This is a genomic window from Pseudomonas sp. LBUM1640, assembly GCF_059716225.1.
The window spans coordinates 6,783,855-6,804,821 of the sequence record NZ_CP166816.1 but is presented as its reverse complement, the minus strand read 5'-3'; the positions used below and the strand labels follow the sequence as shown (position 1 = coordinate 6,804,821).

Sequence of the window (20,967 nt, the reverse complement as noted above, 5' to 3'; positions counted from 1 at the left end):
CCGCAGGCTGTATCGGTGGATGCAGTCTTGCGGCGGGCCGTGTTTATGAGAACGGCAGGAGCGGCCAAAAGGGGATAAATACGGCCAAATTGTCTGTCCGAAATTCGCCCCATGTGGGCGCGGGCTTGCTCGCGAAGGCAACACCGCGGTGCGGGTCAAGCGCGAAATTGACTGGGTGCTAAACCGCTCCAGCGTACAAAGGCATGGCGAAAACTCGCGGTCTCACTGAAACCCAGATGCTCGGCAATCCGGTAGATCGGCCATTGCTCGTCAGTCAGCAATTGCTTGGCGCGCTCGAAGCGCAGCTCGTCGAGCAGTTCCTGATAGCTACTGCCCAGGTCATGCAGGCGGCGGCGCAGGGTGCGCGCCGAGCAGTTCATCTGCTCGGCCAAGCCTTCCAGGCCGGGCGCGGCATTGAGTTGGGTGGTGAGCAGTTGGCGAATCCTGCCCAGCCAGGCCTGACGCCCGGTGAACTCCAGGTTCTGTTTGCGGCAGCGCTCGGCCATGGCCTGGTGCGTAATGGCGTCAGCCAGGGGCAAAGGCTGCTCGAGCCAGTGCTTGTCGAAGGCGAAGGCGTTGGCGGTCGCCTGAAAGTGCAGTGGGCAGGGGAAGCGTTCCGTGTAGCGCGTGAGGTAGTCGGGCGCGTCATGTTCAAAGCGCGCCGCGAGCAGTGGCAGAGGCTGGCCGAGCAGGTCATCGCAGATCACTTTCAGCGATGCCAGGCACAGTTCGACGTTGAATACTTCCAGGCTCGGGTTTTCCCGGTAGTCACCGGCGGTGAACCAGATGCGCTCACCGTCCGCTTCAAGGCTCAGCTCGAAGAGTGTTCCCAATAGCGCCGGATAACGCAGCGCCAGGCGCAAAGCGTCACCGAAGGTTGCACTGGTGAGCAGGGCATAGCCAAGCATGCCGTAGGCCGAGACGTGCATCTGGCGGCCCAGTTCCAGGCCAACATCCCGGCGCAGGGCCACGGCGTTGGCGCACACGCGCATTTCCTGATTAGTGGTGATGCGCGTGTCGGCGCGGCTCAGGTCTGCCGCACAGATGCCGCTGCCGGCCAGCAGCACCTCAAAGGGCAACCCTTCGGCCTTGAAGGTGCTGAGCACCAGGGAGACCGCATTGAGGGTGGTCAGGTGTGAATGCAACATGGTGGATTCCAGCCTGGGTTTACCAGGTTGGAGCAAGTTATATGCCGTTGCCGGGCACGCCCGTCAATCGCGCACTGGGTGGAAAAACAGCCGCATGGCCTGCGCGAGGGTGATGGTGCTGCGGTAGAACGCGACCCGTTGCTGAGCGTTGAGCCCCCGCACACTGTCAGCCGCTCTGCCCTGCGCGTGTTCGTGTGGGGTTTTCAAGCGAGCGGACAAAAATCTATCGGCCGGTGCGTCTGCGGTGGAGTAATGGAAGTGGGCATACCACAGCGGTGTCTGGGTGGACACATCGGTGAGGGTGTACTCGTCCAGATAGTCCTTGATATCGCTTTTGAGACGGCGCCGCTTGACGGTCTTTTTGAAGGTGATGAGCTTATGGTTCTTGAGCCATTCAACACCGGAGATCACCGGTGGCAGCTGCTTGATCATCTTCTGCACGTGCTGGTTGGCCTGCACGTAAAGGGCTTGCGCCGCTTCGTCGAGTTGTTTGCCAAGCGCCACAGCTGACGGTTGCTCACTTTCCGTGGCATTGGTTTGGGTCAGCGCCGCTTCGATGGTCTTGTTGGCCTGCTCCAGCAGTTGGGCATGTTGATGAAACAGGTATTCGATGCCGATGGGGGTGCGCGAGGTTTTGTTCATTTGCGCATTGGCGCGCGTTTGGAAGGCGGGCAACTGGTCCAGTAACGTCTGGCCTTGGAGCATGCTGTTTTCGACAGTGGGCACCGCCGGTGCGGGCTGCGCGGTGGCAGGCTGAATGTGCTCGGCCCAGACACCTGAGGATTTTTCATGAAAGGTGGCGATGACTTTATGGGTGAGCGGCGACTTGATGTCGACAAACTCGGTTTCGAGCCCCACGGGGGTCAAGCGCGGCTCGCCAATCAATACACCGTTGAAGCGGGTGCGGATGAACTTCTTCACGGGCCGCGGTGGTGAAGGGGGCGGTGTGGGCCGGATGCGGCGCCGTTCTTGTTCACTGTGCAACGGCGCCAGTTCAGTGCTGGCCCGATCAGCGAACACGCGCAGCCGTTCACGCAGGCTTTGAATGGGGGTGGCAAGAGCTTGCTCGATGTAGTCCTGAGGAAAATCCTGCAGGCGCTCATCAATGAACTGAAACTGTTCGACCAGGCTGCTCAAGGTTTCAATGCGTTCATCCAAGCGTGATTCGCTGCGCTCCTGAAGGGTGTCGCGCAGGGTCTGCACGGCAATGTCTGCGCGGTCGACAATCTCGCTGATCAGCGTCCAGGCCGCAGGTTCAGTGGTAAAGGATTGCGGCTGCAGGCAAAGGTTACGCGCCAGCGTCACTTGCAAGGCCCGCAGGTCGTCGCTGGTGTAGCCGGGCAGCCGGGGCTGGTTGAGCTGAATCATACGCAGGCCTTCCTGGGCCAGGCCGCGTAACTCGGTGAAGCGCGATTGTGCGTATTCCAGGCGCGTGATCATGGCGTTGCTCATATCAATCATTAACTGCGCGTCTGTGGCACGGGTTTCCTGGGTTGAGGCCGCGGGTGTTTCGAGGTGGTCAAGCACGGTCTTGAGTGTGGGGTTGAACGTGGTTTGCAGCTCCCTGATGCCGGCCTCATTGAGTTCCAGTTGGGCTTTGATATAGCTCAGTGCTTTTGGCTGGAAGTCCGTGACGGGGGTGAAGACGTTCAGGGTCATCAGCTGTTGTCTTGCCTCCTCGTAGTCCGAACTATGGCTGTCGAGTTTTTCCATGTAGGCCTGGCGCTTCAACTTGGCCTGGGCCGAAGTGCCGGGCGTGGCGGTCATGGCCTGGCGGGCCTGTTGCAGGTCACTTTGTACATTTTTCTTGGTGTTTTCGAATGCCGCCAGTTTCGCGCGCAGTTCGGCAGACTTGAGTTTCGCCTGGCTCAGGGCTTTTTTCTGTTGGCCTTTGCGGCCACCGCCGTGCAGGCGCAGCCGGGTGTCGATAAACCACTCGCCCTTGGCGTTGTGAATCAGCGGCGGGCCCTTACGGTCGGGCTGTTTGGGGTCGACGATGACGAAGGTCTCATCGCCCTCCAGCGTCACTTCAAACCAGCGGCTGCCCACCGGGGCGTAGTAATGCTGTTCGAGCTTATACAGGTGTTGGTAGTCACCCTCTTCGGTGATGGCTTCTGCCAGGTCGCTGGGCTTTTCGAGGTTGAAACTGTCCAGCAAGGTCGCCAGGCTGGCGGAAGTGCGTGTGATCGCGCCGCGGGTGTTCAGTGGCAAGTCGTGACCGCTAGGAGCTTGCTCTGCGGTGCGCGTCGGCAATTGCTCAACAGTCACCGGCTTCTTTGCGGGGAGGCGTGGTATTTCAGGCTCGACCTGGGCCGGGTCCGCGCCGGGGTGAGCGCGCGTGGCGACATGCAAGGTAACGGCCATGCCCACGTTGAGCAGTACATCGGTCAACACCGACCATTGCGCCTGTTGCTCGCCGTGCTCGTGCGCCTCGACCAAGGCTTGCACTTGATCGACGATCTGCCAGATCCAGGCCCCGGTGCCGGCGATACGCCCCATAAAGGGCAAGGCTGCATTGAAGATCAGCCACCCAGCCTGCTTGAGCGTGGCCCAGCGGTTTTCGGCATTGGAGACCGATTGGCGGTCTGCCAGCTCGGCCAGCGCCTTGGCGTTGGCTTCATAGAGGGTGGTAAACAGGTTGCCATTGAGCGCTTGCTGACCAAGGCTCATGGGGCCGCTGTAGGTCCAGAGCTTGTCAGGCTCCACCAGGAAATCGGCCACGGTCCAGGGTGAAGGCAGGTCGCTGGGAAATACGTAGTTGGTGTAATCCGCGCGCACCGAGTCCGGCAGCCAGGCGACCACCGAGTCTCGCAAAGGCTTGGACTGTGCGATGGCGTACAGCAGGTTTGCCTGTGACGGGTATTGAAGCAGCACCGGGTCGAAGAGCGGGCGATACAACAGGCAAGGTCCGGCTTCGGCATTTTGCGGGCCGATAACGTACATGTTGCTCACCACGTCCTGGTCGTTGGACTGCCGACGTTTGGGCACGAAGGCCAGATGCCTGATCACAATGGCTTGGCCGTCGACAAAACGGTCAGCGATCTCGGCTTGCATGACAGCCGCCACGTAGCGGTAGCCGCGCTCGTCGAGCCCTGCCTCGTTGCGTACCTTGTACTGCAAGGCCAGCAACGGCAACTGGATGCGCAGGTGTTGGGTGTACAAGGTTTTGCGCCGCAACGACTCGTCGGGGTCGTTTATCAACTTGCTGCGTATCAGTGCCGGGTAGGCCGTACCGATATCGACTTGCGTGATGAGCGTTTTCACGTAGTCGACGGTCAGCCATGCAGGCAGAGTCTTGCGCGCCTGCATGCGCAGGGTTTGGTTACCGACGGGCAACGCAATCAGGTTTTGCAGGGCCAGGTCGGCCAGGCTGAAGGTGCTGGTTTCGACCTGCCCCGGCACCGGGAACGTGCCCCAGACAATCTGTTTTTTCACATCGATGGTCAAGGTATCCCAGGCCAGCTCTGCGGCGTCGGGATGGTCCTTGATGATCTGCGCCTTGAGCATGTCCTGGGCGTACTGCTGGATGGAGGGGATGTCGTCCTGGTAGGTTTTGCCCGCGTTTCGACTGTTCAGCCCGGCCAGGTCCTTGAGGTGCCTTGAATAAAACGTTCGGTCCGCTGTTGACGCTTGGGTGAGCCAGTCCGGCAACGCTTGCTGATACCACGCAAGATCTGGCCCCTTGGGTGTGATCAGTCCGGCCGTCCCCGCTAATGCGCTCAAGGGCGCCTCGCTTTGCGCCGTTGGGATGCCAGAGGTGAAGCGGGTGAGGGCGTCGATTTGCAGCGTGACCAGGGTGCAGGCCAGGTTCTCGAAAAAATTCCCGACCGGTTCGTACAGGCGCCACTGCAAGCGTTCATAGGGCGGCGGTCGGTATAACAATGTCGTCAGGTACTCACCCAACTGTGCCTGGGTGGTGAATTTTTTGTAGCCATCGAGCGAGTGGCAGAGGATCACGGGTTTGCCCTCGGACTGCCCGAGCAGTACGGCGATAAATACCTGGTAGATGTGGGTCACCTTGTCGCCACTCACAAGGTCAATGTCGATCAGGCAAGCCTGGCGCTGGAGCGTGTCGCCGGGCTGGCGGTCCGCTGGGTCGGGCGAGTGGTACAGGTTGCGGGCCAACTTGCAGTCGTCGTCGCTCCAGTCGTGCACCTGTTGCACATTCCAGGCGTTGCGCAGGGTATTGGCAAGTTCGTGCCAGTGCGGGCCATTGCCGTCGCTGCTGTTCCAGAAAGCCACCAACTGTTCCTTGAATGCCTGGAACAGCAAGGGCGCCAGGATATTGATGGTGTTGGCGATTTGAACAATACGCACTGGCAGGTGAACCGCAGGCTCAGTCAGTGGGAGTTGGGTGAGAAAGTGTTCCCCCTCGATGCACAAGGTCGGCACTTTCAGTACGGCTTGCCTGGCCAACAGCACGCTGAGTGTCCAGTAATGTGCGGGGCTGGAGACGACCTTATTGTCGACAAGCTCCCAGGTCGGCTTGCCCATCAATGTGGTATCAGGGTTGATATGCAGGTCTGGATACTGTTCGTCTAAGGCTTCGCGCAGCAGTTGGCAGGCAACCTCCGTGATCGTGGGGCCGACGCACAGTTGGGTGATCAGTTTAAGCGTGAGCGCTTCGGGTTTTGCATCCTGGGTGGTAGTGCTTTGAGTGGTCATGGTGCATCCCTGTCTTGCCGGTTGATGGGAACAACCCGAGGCATACGCTCGGGGTGTCCATGCTAGAAACCGGCAAGTCGGGGAGGGGGTACTTATCTAGGGCGTGGCTGCGTAACCAGGTCCAGCTCCACCAGGCGGCGGATTTCGTCAGTGGCAAGACCGGCGCCGATCAAGGCGTGAAGTTTGCCGAACGCGGCTTCGCGGGTCATGCCGCCACCGGACAGCACGCCCACGTCGCGCAAACGGCTGCCAGCTTCGTAGACATCCAGTTCCACGCCGCCTTCATGGCATTGGGTGATCGCCACCACCACAATCGCGTTATCGCGTGCGCGCTGCAAGCTGGCCAGAAACGCTGGGTTGTCGCTCGGGCCCGTGCCACTGCCAAAACATTCGAGGATCAACGCCTGGATGCCGCTGTCGATCAATGCCTCCAGTTGCCCGGCAGCGATGCCCGGCACCAGCGGCAATACGCCGACGTTAGCCACGGCTTTGGGCTGGCGGTAATCCAGGGCGGCGGGCAGTGTCTCGGCCTTGGCCATACCGCTGTTGCGTTGCAGTGCGGCGAACGGGTGGCGCCCGAAACTGCGGATTTTCGCGCAACGGGTCGGTGCCATCAGCGCGCCGTGGAAGAACAACTGCACGCCCGGTGCCAGGCCTTCACCCAATGCCGCCAGCGCGCCGCTGACGTTTTCCCAGGCATCGCTGTCGGGCACGCCGGCAGGCAACATGGAACCGGTAAACAACACCGGCGCCGGCAGGCCCAGCAGTTGGAAGCTCATGGCCGCCGCGCTGTAGGCCAGGGTGTCGGTGCCGTGCAGGATCAGCACGGCATCGCAGCCCTCGTCCACCGCCTCGATCACGGCGACGCGCAGGCGCTGCCAGTAGGCCGGGTTCATGTTGGCGCTGTCGATCAGAGGGGACATTTCCCGGAAGCGCCAAGCGGGTACGGGCTGGTTGGCAAGCTGTTCGCGCATGCGCGCTTCAAAACCCGAAGCGGGCGCCAGGCCGTTAGCGCTGGCCTGCATGCCGATGGTGCCGCCGGTGTAGAGCACCATCACGTTATTAGCTGGTTGCATAAAATCTCCTGAACGAAAAACGCCGCCGGGCCCAGAGCATGCCCAAGGCCGGGCGGCGTGTCATCTATCTAGGCTTACGACGCTTAGCGTTGCGCTTGAGCGTTCAGTTCTGCCGTCGCTTGCGCACTAGGCTCAGGCTTTACCGGATTAGCCGGCCAGGCCTTACGGTCCAGGTCCAGGTCCGGGAACTTGCTGGAATCAAACACCGGAGTCTTGATGCCCGCAGCACGCTGGCCGTCGTAGTCATTCAGGATGCGCATGGCGATCTTGAACAGGAACGCCAGGGCGAACAGGTTGACGAACGCGAGCATGGTCATGGTGATGTCGGCGAAGGCGAACACGGTGCCGAGGTTCTCGATGGAACCCCAGAAAATCAGCACCAGCACCAGCGCACGGTAGCCCATCAACACCTTGCGGTTGTCGCCCACAATGAAGCGCAGGTTGCTCTCGCCGAGGTAGTAGTTGTACATGATCGAGGTGAACACGAACAACGCCAGGGCCACCGAGATGAACATCCGGCCCCAGTCGCCGACCACCGCCGCCAGGGAGTTCTGGGTCAGGGCAATGCCGTCGCCTTCAAAACCTGGGGTGTAGAAACCGGAGAGCAGGATCAGCAGCGCGGTGCAGGTGCAGATCACGAAGGTATCGAGGAACACGCTGAACGCTTGCACCACACCTTGGGCAATCGGGTGTTCTACCGAAGCCACCGCCGCCACGTTAGGCGCACTGCCCAAACCGGCTTCGTTGGCGAACACGCCACGCTTCACGCCCATGATGATCGCGCTGCCCACCAGGCCACCGAAGGCTTGGTCGAGGCCGAACGCGCTCTTGACGATGGTCGCGAGCATGGCCGGCACGTGGTCGAATTGCAGCACGATCACGTACAGGGTCACGGCGATGTAGACCAGGGTTTTGACGGGCACCAGCAGGTCGGCAATCGAGGCGATGCGCTTGATCCCGCCGATGAACACCAGGCCCAGCAATACGGCCAGCGCGAGGCCGGTGTAAGTGGTGTCCAGGCCGAACGCGTTGTTCAGCGAGTGGGTCACGGCATGGGCTTGCAGGCCGTTGAAGGCGAAGCCGAAGGTCACCAGCAGCAGGAACGCCATGACCATACCCAACCAGCGTTTGTGCAGGCCGTGCTGGATGTAGTAAGCCGGGCCACCGCGGTAGGTGCCTTCGGCGTCGGTGCGCTTGTACAGCTGGCCGAGGGAGCACTCGATAAAGCTCGAAGACATGCCCACCAGCGCGGTGACCCACATCCAGAACACGGCGCCCGGGCCACCCAGGGTCACGGCAATGCCGACACCGGCGATGTTACCGGCGCCCACGCGGCCCGCCAGGCTGAGCATCAGCGCCTGGAACGAGCTGAGCTGGCCGGCGCTGCTCTTCAGGCTGTCTTTAAACACCGAGAACATGTGAAAAAAGTGACGCAACTGTACGAAACGCGAGCGGATCGTGAAGTAACCGCCGAGCCCGACAATGAGCACGATCAGTACTTTCCCTGAGAGGAAGTCGTTGATGACTTCGAGCATGGAGTGTTCCTCGCTGATTTTTCTAATGGCAAACGCAGGACGGTCCGACGCATCGCTCAGCACCAGGCAGTGCACGACGCTTGGACCCCAATCCTTTTGCGGGTGTTGTTATTCATGCGCTTTCGCGTTGTATCCGGGCCTCGTTACCGACGGCCGCAGACGCGAAGAGGGGCGGCACTATACCTAGGCGAGCGTGATCCGTCTGCACGGGGCGATTAAAGGTTTCAGCCAAGCTGTTGCAGGCAAGGTGGGTTTGCAGGGCGATATTGGAGTTTTTATGGGCGTCATTTCACAACCTTGAGGCAAAAAAAAGGGCCTGAAGAACGAGCCTTCAGGCCCTCAAAAGGTGAGAGGTGTCTAGTCCCTCAACCTGGTGAGCGGTGCAACAAACGCTTAGGCCTTCAGCGGGACCAAACGTGGGGCAATCATGTTTTCGGGGCGCAGGATGTCGTCGAGCATGGCGTCGTCGAGCAAGCCTTCTTCGCGCACCAGTTCCAGCACGCCGCGGCCGCTTTCAAGGGCGATACGCGCGATGCGGGTGGCGTTTTCGTAGCCGATGTACGGGTTCAGCGCGGTCACCAGGCCGATGGAGTGCTCCACCAGTTCGCGGCAGCGCGCTTCGTTGGCGGTGATGCCGACGATGCAGTGCTCGCGCAGCATGTCCATGGCGCGTTGCAACAGGCGGATCGAGTCGAAGATCTTGAACGCGATCAGCGGCTCCATCACGTTCAGTTGCAGTTGGCCGCCTTCGGCTGCCATGGTCAGGGCCAGGTCATTACCGATGACTTGGAACGCCACCTGGTTCACGGCTTCCGGGATAACCGGGTTGACCTTGCCGGGCATGATCGAGCTGCCTGGCTGACGCGCCGGCAAGTTGATCTCGTTGATGCCGGTGCGTGGGCCGCTGGACAGCAGGCGCAGGTCGTTGCAGATCTTCGACAGCTTCACCGCCGTACGCTTGAGCATGCCGGAGAACAGCACGAAGGCGCCCATGTCGGAGGTGGCTTCGATCAGGTCAGCGGCCGGAACCAGCGGCTGGCCGCTGATCAGCGCCAGGCGTTGGACCGCCAGGGCCTGGTAGCGCGGGTCGGCGTTGATGCCGGTGCCGATGGCGGTGCCGCCCAGGTTTACTTCGGTCAGCAGCTCTGGCGCCAGGGTTTTCAGGCGCGCCAGGTCTTCACCGAGCGTCGTGGCGAAGGCGCGGAATTCCTGGCCGAGGGTCATCGGCACGGCGTCTTGCAATTGGGTGCGGCCCATTTTCAACACGTGGCCGAACTCGACGCCTTTGGCGGCGAACGCCTGGATCAGGCTGTCGAGGCTGGCCAGCAGCGCGTCGTGGCCCAGCAGCAAACCCAGGCGGATCGCGGTCGGGTAGGCGTCGTTGGTCGACTGCGCCATGTTCACGTCGTTGTTGGGGTGCAGGTACTGGTACTCGCCCTTGTTGTGGCCCATGGCCTCCAACGCGATGTTGGCGATGACTTCGTTGGCATTCATGTTGGTTGAAGTGCCGGCGCCGCCTTGAATCATGTCCACCACGAACTCTTCGTGGAAATCGCCGCGGATCAGTCGGGCACAGGCTTCGCTGATGGCAGCGTGCTTGGCTTCGCTGAGCTGGCCCAACTCGCGGTTGGCGTCAGCGGCTGCTTGTTTGACCATTGCCAGGCCGACCACCAATTTCGGGTAATGCGAAATCGGAACGCCCGAGAGGCGGAAGTTATTCACCGCTCGCAGGGTCTGGATGCCGTAATACGCTTGAGCAGGTACGTCGAGTACGCCAAGCAGGTCTTTTTCTGTACGGAATGATGCAGCGGAGGACATGACGGAAATCATCTCGATATGGACCCGGAACTGGCCGGAACGCTGTGAATGCTAGGCTTGTAGAAGTTTTTGGGCCAATGCTGTTCGGCACTGGCCTATGCACAAACGGCATAATGTAGGTGTGACCCGGCTATCATGGCGGGCGTGTGTGCCAAAATGGTGCGTACCCGTGGGAGGAAGTGATGAACCTTGAGAGTAAATGGCTGGAAGACTTCAGCGCCTTGGCGGCGACCCGCAGCTTTTCCCAGGCGGCGGAGCGACGCTTTGTCACCCAGCCGGCGTTCAGCCGTCGTATTCGCAGCTTGGAAGCCGCACTTGGCCTGACGCTGGTCAATCGCTCGCGTACGCCGGTTGAGCTGACGGCGGCGGGGCAATTGTTTCTTGTGACCGCGCGCACGGTGGTTGAGCAACTCGGTGAAGTCTTGCGCCATTTGCATCACCTGGAAGGTGGGCAGGGCGAAGTCATGCAAGTGGCGGCGGCGCACTCCCTGGCCTTGGGCTTCTTCCCGCGCTGGATCGCGCAACTGCGCAACGAAGGTCTGAACATCGCCACGCGGCTGGTCGCCACCAACGTCGGTGACGCGGTGCACGCGTTGCGCGAAGGCGGTTGCGATTTGATGCTGGCGTTCTACGACCCGGACGCGGCGATGCAGATGGACCCGGAGATCTTCCCGTCGTTGCACCTTGGCAATACCGAAATGCTCCCGGTGTGCGCCGCTGACGCCGAGGGCAAGCCGCTGTTTGACCTGGAAGGCGAGGGCAGTGTGCCGCTGTTGGCCTACAGCGCCGGCGCCTTTCTGGGGCGTTCGGTGAACCTGCTGCTGCGCCAGCGCGCACTGCGCTTTACCACGATTTACGAAACCGCCATGGCTGACAGCCTCAAGAGCATGGCCCTTGAAGGCTTGGGCATCGCCTGGGTGCCGCAACTGAGCGTGCGCGCCGAGCTGGCCCGAGGCGAGTTGGTGGTCTGCGGCGGTGCGCAATGGCATGTGCCGCTGGAGATTCGCCTGTACCGCTGTGCGTTGGTGCGTAAGGCGAATGTGCGCTTGTTGTGGCGCAAGTTGGAAGGTGGGGCGGCGAGTCCAGCAGGGTGAAATGGGTGAAGATCGCAGGGTTGGGCCTTCACCCCTATTGGGCTAAATAGCCGCGTTAATTAATCAAACTGGCTGAGATACGTTCTGATGCGCGCTCTGTTTTTTTCACTGAAACGATAACTGTTTGTACGCCATCGTGAATCCCTGTCAAACGGCCTCATCGTGGTTTCGCTCCACCAGCCGTTGTAGATAATTTCTCCATCTTCGTGCTTCGCGCCCAGCAAATGTCCTACTTCATGGGCGGCTGTCCTGCGCCGCTCTAGTGATGCTATTGCGAACTGTTTTTTATTTAGCTCGGCGACCCCTAATGTCTTTCCGGGTACGACGTAATTACGGGTGAGCAGAATATATTTGTGCAGTTGGGAAGTAGGTTGGCCTGTCGTTTCTATATAATGAGTCACCGCTTCTTGCCACCGGTCGATAGAAGTGCCGTGATCTTCTGATGTGTAGGCTAGCGTGTGCAGTTTGGGGGCTTCATCCTTATTTATCTCTATAAGTTCCACCCTGCGGTCCGAGAGATATTCAAGTTCTTCAATTAACCAGGAAAAGTATTTTTCTTTAATTGAGATAAATGTATATTTTTCGAGGAACCATGTATTGAACAGGCCCCATAACCCCTCCGAGGGTCTATGCCCCAGATCCTCATGAATCATGATGTGCAGTTTAATGGGGCGTAGCGAAGCGAGTTCGATGTCGGTCGGTGTGGAGGGTGTGACGACCAGCGGTGGAACGGGTTGATTGTTCTCGGGGGCAGGGGCGGTTAGGCGGTTTTTTTCCCAAGCATTCAATTCAGGAATAGCTTTGTTTACCACAGTCTTACCGAAAAACTCGAAGGCTGTGCGATTGATATAATAGCGGTGCACAAATCCCGGCAGGTCTGCTGGAGGCGTCGGGTACTCCGTCTGCGACCACATGTAGGTGATGTCTTGTTTTTGTTGGTCGATTAACAATTGGATGTGGTCGCTGAAAAAATCAGGGTTCACGGGTACGGGCGTCAGGTCGATGCTGTGCTCATCCAATGCTCCGCGATGGGTCAGGTTGCGCAGCACGCTTTGCTGGGACAGGGAGACGCAATAGGGCAGAGGGTTCTGTGGCGCCGCAGGATTTATCAGGTAAGTCGCCAAGAAGATTTTCACTGAGGCGATAGAGTCAAATTGTTGTATTTCCGTACCCGGCACATACAACACGCAGGGGTTCACTTCTCCGGCAATGTCGTTAGCCTTTTTGGATATCAGAAACACACCGATGAGCGCAATGGGGGTGCTGTGCTCCGCGTGGGTAAGCACCACCCTATAAAAGGACGCATTGGGTTTTATAGTCGGATGCGCAAGGCGCAGTATCAAGTCGACACTTTCCAGGTTGAGAGAGCCGTCTTCTTCTCTTATCCTGCTTGCACACTGCAACTGGGCCGCCATTGACCGAGCCATGTATTCTTTATTGGTCAGTTGCGAGAAGTGATGCGGGGCGTTCCAAAAATGATCGATGTTATCCAGATAAAATTGCACACCCTGAATCTTGAATATCACGTTTTCGAGTACGCGCTGATAAGGTGCAGACAGCCGGTGGAGTTTTTCATTTTTGTAGCAGAAAAACACACAATCTCTCGTGTAGTGAGTCCGCGTGGCCGTTATGAATACTGCTGACTCGATAACCGGTGAGAGTTTTTTGGGCGTCGGCACGCGTATGCCAGCTTCAAGTTCTTGCGGGGTCAGGTAAAAAATCTCATCCGGCGTTGCTTCACTTGCAAAAGGGCTGATGGCCTCATCCAGTGAGGTGAAGGCCATGCGTACGAATTCGAAGGCTGCGCTCAGCGTATGTTTTACGTTTTCGTTCAGACTATTCAATATCATTGCGGGCGCTGGGGCCGCCAACGTGGCGATGTCCTCAGGTAAGGGCAGTACGTGTGTTTCGTGTGTAAGTTCAGTCATGCTTATCGTCCTTAATAGTTTCCAGGGCCATGCAAATAGCGCTGCATGGACATGACGAGAATAAGGACTCTTTTATTGATTGCCTCGATGAATAGCGTCTGTTTGATGTAGTGATTTTCTTCAATCAGCGAATAAAAAGCAGTGGGAACTGGTTGGCGTTCTCGGGGTGTCGAATGTATTGACTTTGGAGTCAGAAGATTGGGTTTTAACCCTGTAAGACAGATGGTCGCCAAGGGGGCTGTTTATCTATTTTATTACGGTATACTGCGCGGCCTTCGGCCGGTCCAACCGGCCTTAATTCGTACAACAAGCCACGCCGGATTTCCCGCGTGGCTTGTTGTTTTTTGACGCGCCTGCGGGCGCCCAGAGAGAAGAGGCACGACGATGAGTGCATTGGTTGGCGTGATCATGGGCTCCAAGTCCGATTGGTCCACCCTTAGCCACACCGCCGATATGCTGGAAAAACTCGGCATTCCGTATGAAGTGAAAGTGGTCTCTGCCCACCGCACCCCGGATTTGCTGTTCCAGTATGCCGATGAAGCAGAATCCCGTGGCATCGAGGTGATCATCGCCGGTGCCGGCGGTGCAGCGCACCTGCCAGGCATGTGTGCGGCCAAGACTCACCTGCCAGTGCTTGGCGTGCCGGTGCAGTCGTCGATGCTCTCGGGGGTGGATTCGCTGTTGTCCATCGTGCAGATGCCGGCCGGCATCCCGGTGGCAACCCTGGCGATCGGCAAGGCCGGCGCGATCAACGCCGCGTTGCTGTCCGCCAGCATCCTGGGCGCCAAGCACCCGCAGTTCCACGCGGTGCTGAAAAAATTCCGTGCTGAGCAGACAGACAGCGTCCTGGACAATCCAGACCCACGCATCGCCTGAGGTTGTTGATTGATGAAAATCGGTGTAATCGGTGGCGGCCAACTCGGTCGCATGCTGGCCCTGGCGGGCACTCCGCTGGGGATGAACTTCGCTTTCCTGGACCCGGCGCCAGACGCCTGTGCCGCCGCCCTGGGTGAACACCTGCGCGCTGACTACAGCGACCCGGACCATCTGCGCCAACTGGCCGATGAAGTCGACCTGGTGACCTTCGAATTTGAAAGCGTCCCGGCTGAAACCGTGGCCTTCCTGTCGCAGTTCGTCCCGGTGTACCCAAGCGCCGAAGCCTTGCGCATTGCTCGCGACCGCTGGTTCGAAAAGAGCATGTTCAAGGACCTGGGCATTCCGACTCCAGCCTTCGCCGACATCCAGTCCCAAGCTGATCTGGACGCTGCAGTCGCCTCTATCGGTCTGCCTGCTGTGTTAAAAACCCGCACCTTGGGTTACGACGGCAAGGGCCAGAAAGTCCTGCGCACCGCCGCCGATGTGGTGGGCACCTTCGCCGAACTGGGCAGTGTCGCCTGCCTGCTGGAAGGCTTCGTGCCGTTCACCGGTGAAGTCTCGCTGATCGCCGTGCGTGCCCGTGATGGCGAAACCCGCTTCTACCCGTTGGTGCACAACACCCACGACAGCGGCATCCTCAAGCTGTCCGTGGCCAGCACCGACCACCCGCTGCAAGCCCTGGCCGAAGACTATTCCAGTCGTGTGCTCAAGCAGCTGGATTACGTTGGCGTGATGGCGTTCGAGTTCTTTGAAGTCGACGGTGGCCTCAAGGCCAACGAAATCGCCCCGCGTGTGCACAACTCCGGGCACTGGACCACTGAAGGCGCCGAGTGCAGCCAGTTCGAAAACCACCTGCGGGCGGTAGCGGGCTTGCCGTTGGGCTCTACGGCCAAGGTCGGCGAGAGCGCCATGCTCAACTTCATCGGTGTGGTGCCGCCGGTTGAGCGCGTGATCGCGATTGATGATTGCCACCTGCATCACTACGGCAAAGCCTTCAAAGCCGGGCGCAAGGTCGGCCATGCCAACCTGCGCTGCAAAGACCGTGCGACGCTGCAAGCGCAGATCCTCAAGGTCGAAGCACTGATCGCCGAGCAATAACCCTGGCGTCGGCGGGAACCATTGGTCACCGCCGTCTCTCTGATTGCAGGATGGTAAAGCTTGACTAGGCTTTGCCATGACTCACATTCAATTAGAGGGAAATGCCATGGGTATCATCGGAACCATCTTTATCGGCTTGATCGTCGGTCTGCTCGCGCGTTTCCTCAAGCCTGGCGACGACAGCATGGGCTGGATCATGACCATCCTGCTGGGTATCGCAGGTTCCTTGGTCGCCACCTACGGTGGTCAGGCCCTGGGCATCTACCAGGCGGGTCAGGGCGCAGGCTTTATCGGCGCGTTGATCGGCGCCGTCGTGCTGCTGGTGATTTACGGCCTGCTGCGAAAAAAATAATTTAGCGACAAAGCCCTCTGCGCTGCGCAGGCGCAGAGGGCTAGAATGCTCGCCACGTGTACTTGCCGAGCCTCCCCATGCGCCGTCTTCTGTTGACTCTCCTTTTGCTGGGTTCTGGCCTGGCCCACGCTGGTGAACTGCCGGAAACCGACTGGCTCGACCTGATGCCGCTGTCGGACCAGAAAGCCCTCGAAGAAATGCCCGAGATCGACCACAACTCCCCCGAAGCTCAAGGCACGTTCACCGACAAAGGTGGCTTGAAGCAAAGCAAAGGCTTGCCGGCGGTGATGTATTCGACCAAGACCGTGGCCGCCATGAACGGCAAGAACATCCGCATCGGCGGCTACCCGGTGCCGCTGGAAACCGACGCCAAGGGCCGCAGTACGCTGTTCTTCCTGGTGCCGTACCCAGGCGCGTGCATCCACGTGCCGCCACCGCCGCCTAACCAGTTGGTGCTGGTGCGCTACCCAAAAGGGTTGAAGCTGGATGATATCTACACGCCGCTGTGGGTTACCGGCACATTGAAGGTGGAGAAGGTCAATAACGATTTGGCGGATGCCGCTTATGCGCTGGATGCGGGGAAGGTACGGGTGGTGAAGGAATCCGATCTTTAATCTGACGCAGAACCCAATATGGGTGCGGCCTTGTGTGGGAGCTGGCTTGCCTGCGATGCAGGCGCCTCGGTGTATCAGTTACACCCAGGCGATGCTATCGCAGGCAAGCCAGCTCCCACATTTTTGATTGGGTTTACAGGGCGATACTGGTGATGCTCACACTAAGTGTATGGCTTTCACCCGGCGCCAAGCTCACCACATCATCCAGCACATTCGCCGTCTCGATGCACAGCATGCCCTGCCAGCCATCATCGGCCATGTCGTCAAACGCCTTGGCGCGTTCGGTCCACGGGTTCCAGATCACGGTCGACTTCGAACCTTGGCTGGTCAGCTGGAGACGGCGCTGCCAGTCCTTATCGACAATGTTCAACCGCGCCGGGGTGTCCAGATAGATTCGGTCGGTCTCGGCGGTGAACTGCAGCAGGCCGGATTGCTGCTTATTGCTCCAGCCATCGGCGGTGTCGATATACGCCAGTCCGTCCAGGCCTTCGACCTGCACATTGCGCACATCGCTCACGGCGAAATAAGTGTGCAGTGCCTGGCTTAGGCTGACGGTATCGGTGCCACGGTTATGGCTGGTCAGGCGGATATGCAGTTGGTCGTCCAGCAGCAGGCTCAGCTTCAGGTCGACCTGATGAGGCCAACCGGGAAAACCGCCCGCAGGCACTGGCAGTACCAAGTCGACGCGCAATGCATCGCCTTCACGCTCGGTCCCGGCCAATTCCCAAAGCGCCGTGCGCACAAAGCCATGGGCTCCGGCCGGCTGATCGCTCTGGCGCATCGCCTTGACGCTTTGCGGGTTGCGGTCGAACACGCCAAACCACGGCCAGCACACCGGTACGCCGGTACGAATGCCTTTGCCCTGCTTGAACACTGCCTCGGGGTTCGGCCAGATAACAGGCTGCTCGCCCTCTCGCTGGTAACTGAAGATATGCGCGCCCTGTTGGGCCACCATCAGTTCGGCGCCGTTGTGGCGGATGCGCCAGCAGTCCAGCTCGTCGATTTTCACGGTTTCAACGTGGGGCGTAGGCATACACAGCACTCTTTATGGCAGGCAATGGGGCAATTGACCGTCAAAACCCGGCGATGTTTAACGCGCGCGCGATGGAACCGAGCGCGTACGGCCGCTGCCGTCGATGGCGACGAACACAAATACCGCCTCGGTTACCTTGCGCCATTCGCTGGACAGCGGGTCGTCGCTCCACACTTCGACCATCATCTGGATTGAGCTACGGCCGATTTCCAGGGCCTGGGTATAGAAGGACAATTGCGCGCCGACCGCGACCGGCACCAGGAACGCCATGCGATCAATGGCCACGGTGGCGACACGCCCGCCCGCAACTTTGCTCGCCATGGCCGTGCCGGCCAGGTCCATCTGGGCGACCAGCCAGCCGCCGAAGATATCGCCAAAACCGTTGGTTTCGCGCGGGAGTGCGGTGATTTGCAGGGCGAGATCGCCTTGCGGGATAGGATCTTCTTGTTCGAGTTCGATCATGCCGAGGGTGCCTCTGACCCGTGACGCTTCATGGGTATTTCAAGTGGATAGCCGTCTTCTGGAAAAACGTTTCAGCACCAACATACACCGCTCGATGCGTTTCTCGTAAGGCGAACTAAAGGGAAACTCTGCGAAATCGGCTGGGTGGCACCCAACGACGTTTTGGCACAGCAGCCCCTCAAGACTGCGGGTCTTGCGCTTGCAAGGGCCGAGTATATCGAGACGCTGGCGCCGCGACGACCTCCCGGCACTCATTTGGTCGGCAAATCGCGGCTGTAATGCGGCTTTTTCGCGCAACTGTGTTTCTGATTGCGGTTAAAGCGCACGAAAGGGGAATATTTCAGCCCTGCTGAACTGTTATTCGGTAGACGCTGTGCTTTTTCAAGCGATTTGCTATCTTGCCAAACCTGCTGCAAGTCCCGGGCTTGCCGTTCTGATTACTATAAGAGAAGCCTTGCCATGTCCTCCGTGCCCGCAAGCAGTGCGCAACCGTCGCGCCCGCTGACCCGCAACGACTACAAAACCCTGTCGCTGTCTGCCTTGGGCGGGGCGTTGGAATTTTACGACTTCATCATTTTCGTGTTTTTCGCCACCGTGGTCGGGAAACTGTTCTTCCCCCTCGACATGCCTGAATGGCTGCGCATGATGCAGACTTTCGGCATCTTCGCCGCCGGCTACCTGGCACGTCCGTTGGGCGGCATCATCATGGCGCACTTCGGCGACCTGCTGGGCCGCAAGAAGATGTTTACCCTGAGCATCTTCATGATGGCCGTGCCGACCCTGATCATGGGCCTGCTGCCCACCTACGCGCAGATTGGCTTGTGGGCGCCGCTCCTGCTGCTGTTGATGCGCGTCATCCAGGGCGCGGCGATTGGCGGCGAAGTACCGGGCGCCTGGGTGTTCGTCTCCGAACACGTGCCGCCGCGCCACATCGGCTACGCCTGCGGCACCCTGACCAGCGGGCTGACCGCCGGCATCCTGCTGGGCTCGCTGGTGGCCACTGCCATCAACACGCTCTATAGCCCGGAGCAGGTCTCGGATTACGCCTGGCGTATTCCGTTCCTGCTCGGCGGCGTGTTTGGCCTGCTGTCGGTGTACCTGCGTCGCTGGCTGCATGAAACGCCGATCTTTGCTGAAATGCAGCAACGCAAAACCTTGGCCGCCGAGCTGCCATTGCGCGCGGTATTGCGCGACCACCGCGGCGCCATCGTGCTGTCGATGCTGCTGACCTGGCTGCTCTCGGCCGGTGTCGTGGTCGTTATTCTGATGACCCCGACCGTGCTGCAAACTGTTTACCACTTCAGCCCAACCGTAGCGCTGCAAGCCAACAGCATGGCCATCGTCACCCTGAGCCTCGGTTGCATCGCCTCCGGCGCCCTGGCCGACCGCTTTGGCGCCGGCCGCGTCTTGGTTATCGGTTGCCTGCTGCTGTTGGCGACCTCGTGGACGCTGTACCACAGCCTTCTTGACCACCCGAACTGGCTCTTCCCGCTGTATACCCTGACGGGCCTGTTCGTCGGTGTGATCGGCGTGGTGCCTTATGTGATGGTGAAAGCCTTCCCACCGGTGGTGCGTTTCAGCGGGCTGTCATTCTCCTATAACGTTGCGTATGCCGTATTTGGTGGTTTGACGCCGCTGGCGGTGTCGCTGCTGATGAAGGAAAGCCCGATGGGCCCTGCTTACTATGTCGCCGTGCTGTGTGTGATGGGGATGTTGGTGGGTGGGTATCTGTGGAAGCGCGGGCGCTAACCTCGCCACAGAGTTAAGCGATCATTCCTACACATTGGTGTAGGAACGGTCATAGATTACAGAGTATTTCTGAAACACCGCTTCAAGCGCCTCAACCTCCTCGCAAGCCCCGGATTTATTGATCTTTCCCCTTCCTGTCAGGTTTTTCATAAATACTGGCCTTTCATCTAATTGTCACATTGCGGACATAGAGTGTTCACACGGCCTACCGATACTTGGCCCCGATCCAACTATCCCTATCTGCTAGGAGCAAGGCATGAAACTGAAACGTTTGATGGCGGCAATGACTTTTGTCGCTGCTGGCGTTGCGACCGCTAACGCGGTAGCCGCTGGTGTTGACCCGGCAATTCCGGCTTACGTGAAGACCACTGGTGTGTCGGGCAACCTGTCCAGCGTTGGTTCCGATACCTTGGCAAACCTGATGACCCTGTGGGCTGAGGGTTACAAAAAGGAATACCCGAACGTCAACATCCAGATTCAGGCCGCCGGCTCCGCCACTGCTCCTCCTGCGCTGACTGAAGGCACCTCCAACCTGGGCCCGATGAGCCGCAAGATGAAGGACACCGAACTGGCTGCCTTCGAGCAGAAGTACGGCTACAAGCCAACCGCTATCCCAGTTGCCGTGGATGCCCTGGCGGTATTCGTGCACAAGGACAACCCGATCCAGCACCTGACCATGGAACAAGTCGACGCGATTTTCTCCTCGACTCGTCTGTGCGGCGCCAAAGCTGACGTTAAAACCTGGGGCGACCTGGGTGTGACCGGCGACCTGGCCAACAAGCCGGTGCAACTGTTCGGTCGTAACTCGGTATCCGGCACCTACGGCTACTTCAAAGAAGAAGCCCTGTGCAAAGGCGACTACAAGCCAAATGTTAACGAACAACCAGGCTCGGCTTCGGTCGTGCAGTCGATCAGCTCCTCGCTGAACGGTATCGGTTATTCGGGCATCGGCTACAAGACTGCAAGCGTGAAGACCGTGGCCCTGGCCAAGAAAGGCAGCACTGACTTCATTGAAGACAGCGAAGAAAACGCCCTGAACGGCAAATACCCGCTGTCGCGCTTCCTCTACGTGTACGTCAACAAAGCCCCGAACAAGCCTCTGGCCCCGCTGGAAGCTGAGTTCGTGAAACTGGTTCTGTCCAAACAGGGCCAGGAAGTCGTCGTAAAAGACGGCTACATCCCATTGCCAGCCAAAGTTGCCGCCAAGGCACTGGCTGAGCTGGGTCTGAAAGAAGGCAACTAAGCCTGTAATGCCTGGTGTAGACGCATGCTTTTCTGTGGGAGCGGGCTTGCCCGCGATGCTGGCGACGCGGTTCAAAGTTGAAACCGTATTGATGCCATCGCGGGCAAGCCCGCTCCCACACTAACCGTCTACACCCCTAATTTTTTAGTCCGCTGCCAGCTCTGCTACGCGGCGGATTTCTTGCGTCACTGCATTGTCATCTTTCTGTCATACAGGATCGCTAGGGTGTGCGCATGAATGATCTGGCCAATTCCACCATGACGACGACTTCTCCCC

Annotated in this window: 15 protein-coding genes; 7 read left to right on the top strand and 8 right to left on the bottom strand. The window is 59.3% G+C overall.

Translation table 11 applies throughout. The features are described 5' to 3' along the window. Positions 1-155: 155 nt before the first annotated feature. The 5 genes from ACA065_RS30370 to aspA form a co-directional block, all read right to left on the bottom strand. The gene (locus tag ACA065_RS30370; RefSeq protein WP_497692733.1) at positions 156-1,148 is read right to left on the bottom strand and encodes an AraC family transcriptional regulator; all 993 of its coding nucleotides are present in this window, start codon (positions 1,146-1,148) and stop codon (positions 156-158) included. A 63-nt stretch (positions 1,149-1,211) separates the two neighbouring features. After that, the gene (locus ACA065_RS30365; RefSeq protein ID WP_497692732.1) at positions 1,212-5,813 is read right to left on the bottom strand and encodes a hypothetical protein; all 4,602 of its coding nucleotides are present in this window, start codon (positions 5,811-5,813) and stop codon (positions 1,212-1,214) included. 92 nt (positions 5,814-5,905) lie between these two features. After that, a complete protein-coding gene (locus ACA065_RS30360) occupies positions 5,906-6,889 on the bottom strand; it encodes an asparaginase (protein WP_497692731.1) in 984 nt (327 codons plus the stop codon). An 83-nt stretch (positions 6,890-6,972) separates the two neighbouring features. Further along, entirely contained in the window at positions 6,973-8,424 is a 1,452-nt protein-coding gene (locus ACA065_RS30355; RefSeq protein WP_497692730.1) for an alanine/glycine:cation symporter family protein, read from the bottom strand. A gap of 393 nt (positions 8,425-8,817) precedes the next feature. Next, complete coding sequence (aspA, locus tag ACA065_RS30350; RefSeq protein WP_101273640.1) at positions 8,818-10,242, bottom strand: aspartate ammonia-lyase; 1,425 nt, start codon at positions 10,240-10,242, stop codon at positions 8,818-8,820. Between the two features lie 182 nt (positions 10,243-10,424). Here aspA and ACA065_RS30345 point away from each other — a divergent pair, with 182 nt between their 5' ends. After that, on the top strand, positions 10,425-11,336 hold the full coding sequence (locus ACA065_RS30345) for a LysR substrate-binding domain-containing protein (RefSeq protein ID WP_497692729.1): 912 nt from the start codon (positions 10,425-10,427) through the stop codon (positions 11,334-11,336). Between the two features lie 59 nt (positions 11,337-11,395). Here ACA065_RS30345 and ACA065_RS30340 read toward each other — a convergent pair whose 3' ends face one another. After that, positions 11,396-13,264, bottom strand: a complete 1,869-nt coding sequence (locus ACA065_RS30340) for a zinc metalloprotease (protein WP_497692728.1) — start codon at positions 13,262-13,264, stop codon at positions 11,396-11,398. Positions 13,265-13,648: 384 nt separating this feature from the next. On the opposite strand from ACA065_RS30340, the gene purE reads away from it, so the two are divergent. The 4 genes from purE to ACA065_RS30320 all read left to right on the top strand — a co-directional run bounded on the left by purE (position 13,649) and on the right by ACA065_RS30320 (position 16,204). After that, complete coding sequence (purE, locus tag ACA065_RS30335) at positions 13,649-14,140, top strand: 5-(carboxyamino)imidazole ribonucleotide mutase (RefSeq protein ID WP_003195648.1); 492 nt, start codon at positions 13,649-13,651, stop codon at positions 14,138-14,140. A gap of 12 nt (positions 14,141-14,152) precedes the next feature. Beyond that, positions 14,153-15,238, top strand: coding sequence for a 5-(carboxyamino)imidazole ribonucleotide synthase (locus ACA065_RS30330; RefSeq protein WP_083356067.1), 1,086 nt, complete (start codon positions 14,153-14,155; stop codon positions 15,236-15,238). Between the two features lie 106 nt (positions 15,239-15,344). After that, a complete protein-coding gene (locus tag ACA065_RS30325) occupies positions 15,345-15,590 on the top strand; it encodes a GlsB/YeaQ/YmgE family stress response membrane protein (protein WP_497692727.1) in 246 nt (81 codons plus the stop codon). Positions 15,591-15,667: 77 nt separating this feature from the next. After that, a complete protein-coding gene (locus tag ACA065_RS30320; RefSeq protein ID WP_497692726.1) occupies positions 15,668-16,204 on the top strand; it encodes a DUF3299 domain-containing protein in 537 nt (178 codons plus the stop codon). A gap of 133 nt (positions 16,205-16,337) precedes the next feature. Here the strand turns inward: ACA065_RS30320 and ACA065_RS30315 are convergent, their stop codons facing one another. After that, positions 16,338-17,237: a D-hexose-6-phosphate mutarotase gene (locus tag ACA065_RS30315; RefSeq protein WP_497692725.1), complete on the bottom strand. Its 900-nt coding sequence runs from the start codon at positions 17,235-17,237 to the stop codon at positions 16,338-16,340. 57 nt (positions 17,238-17,294) lie between these two features. Beyond that, a complete protein-coding gene (locus ACA065_RS30310; RefSeq protein WP_003176975.1) occupies positions 17,295-17,699 on the bottom strand; it encodes an acyl-CoA thioesterase in 405 nt (134 codons plus the stop codon). A gap of 459 nt (positions 17,700-18,158) precedes the next feature. On the opposite strand from ACA065_RS30310, the gene ACA065_RS30305 reads away from it, so the two are divergent. Together ACA065_RS30305 and ACA065_RS30300 are read left to right on the top strand one after the other, a co-directional pair. Further along, positions 18,159-19,448: an MFS transporter gene (locus ACA065_RS30305; RefSeq protein WP_497692724.1), complete on the top strand. Its 1,290-nt coding sequence runs from the start codon at positions 18,159-18,161 to the stop codon at positions 19,446-19,448. A gap of 256 nt (positions 19,449-19,704) precedes the next feature. Then, complete coding sequence (locus tag ACA065_RS30300; RefSeq protein ID WP_005792536.1) at positions 19,705-20,691, top strand: phosphate ABC transporter substrate-binding protein PstS; 987 nt, start codon at positions 19,705-19,707, stop codon at positions 20,689-20,691. Positions 20,692-20,967: the final 276 nt, after the last annotated feature.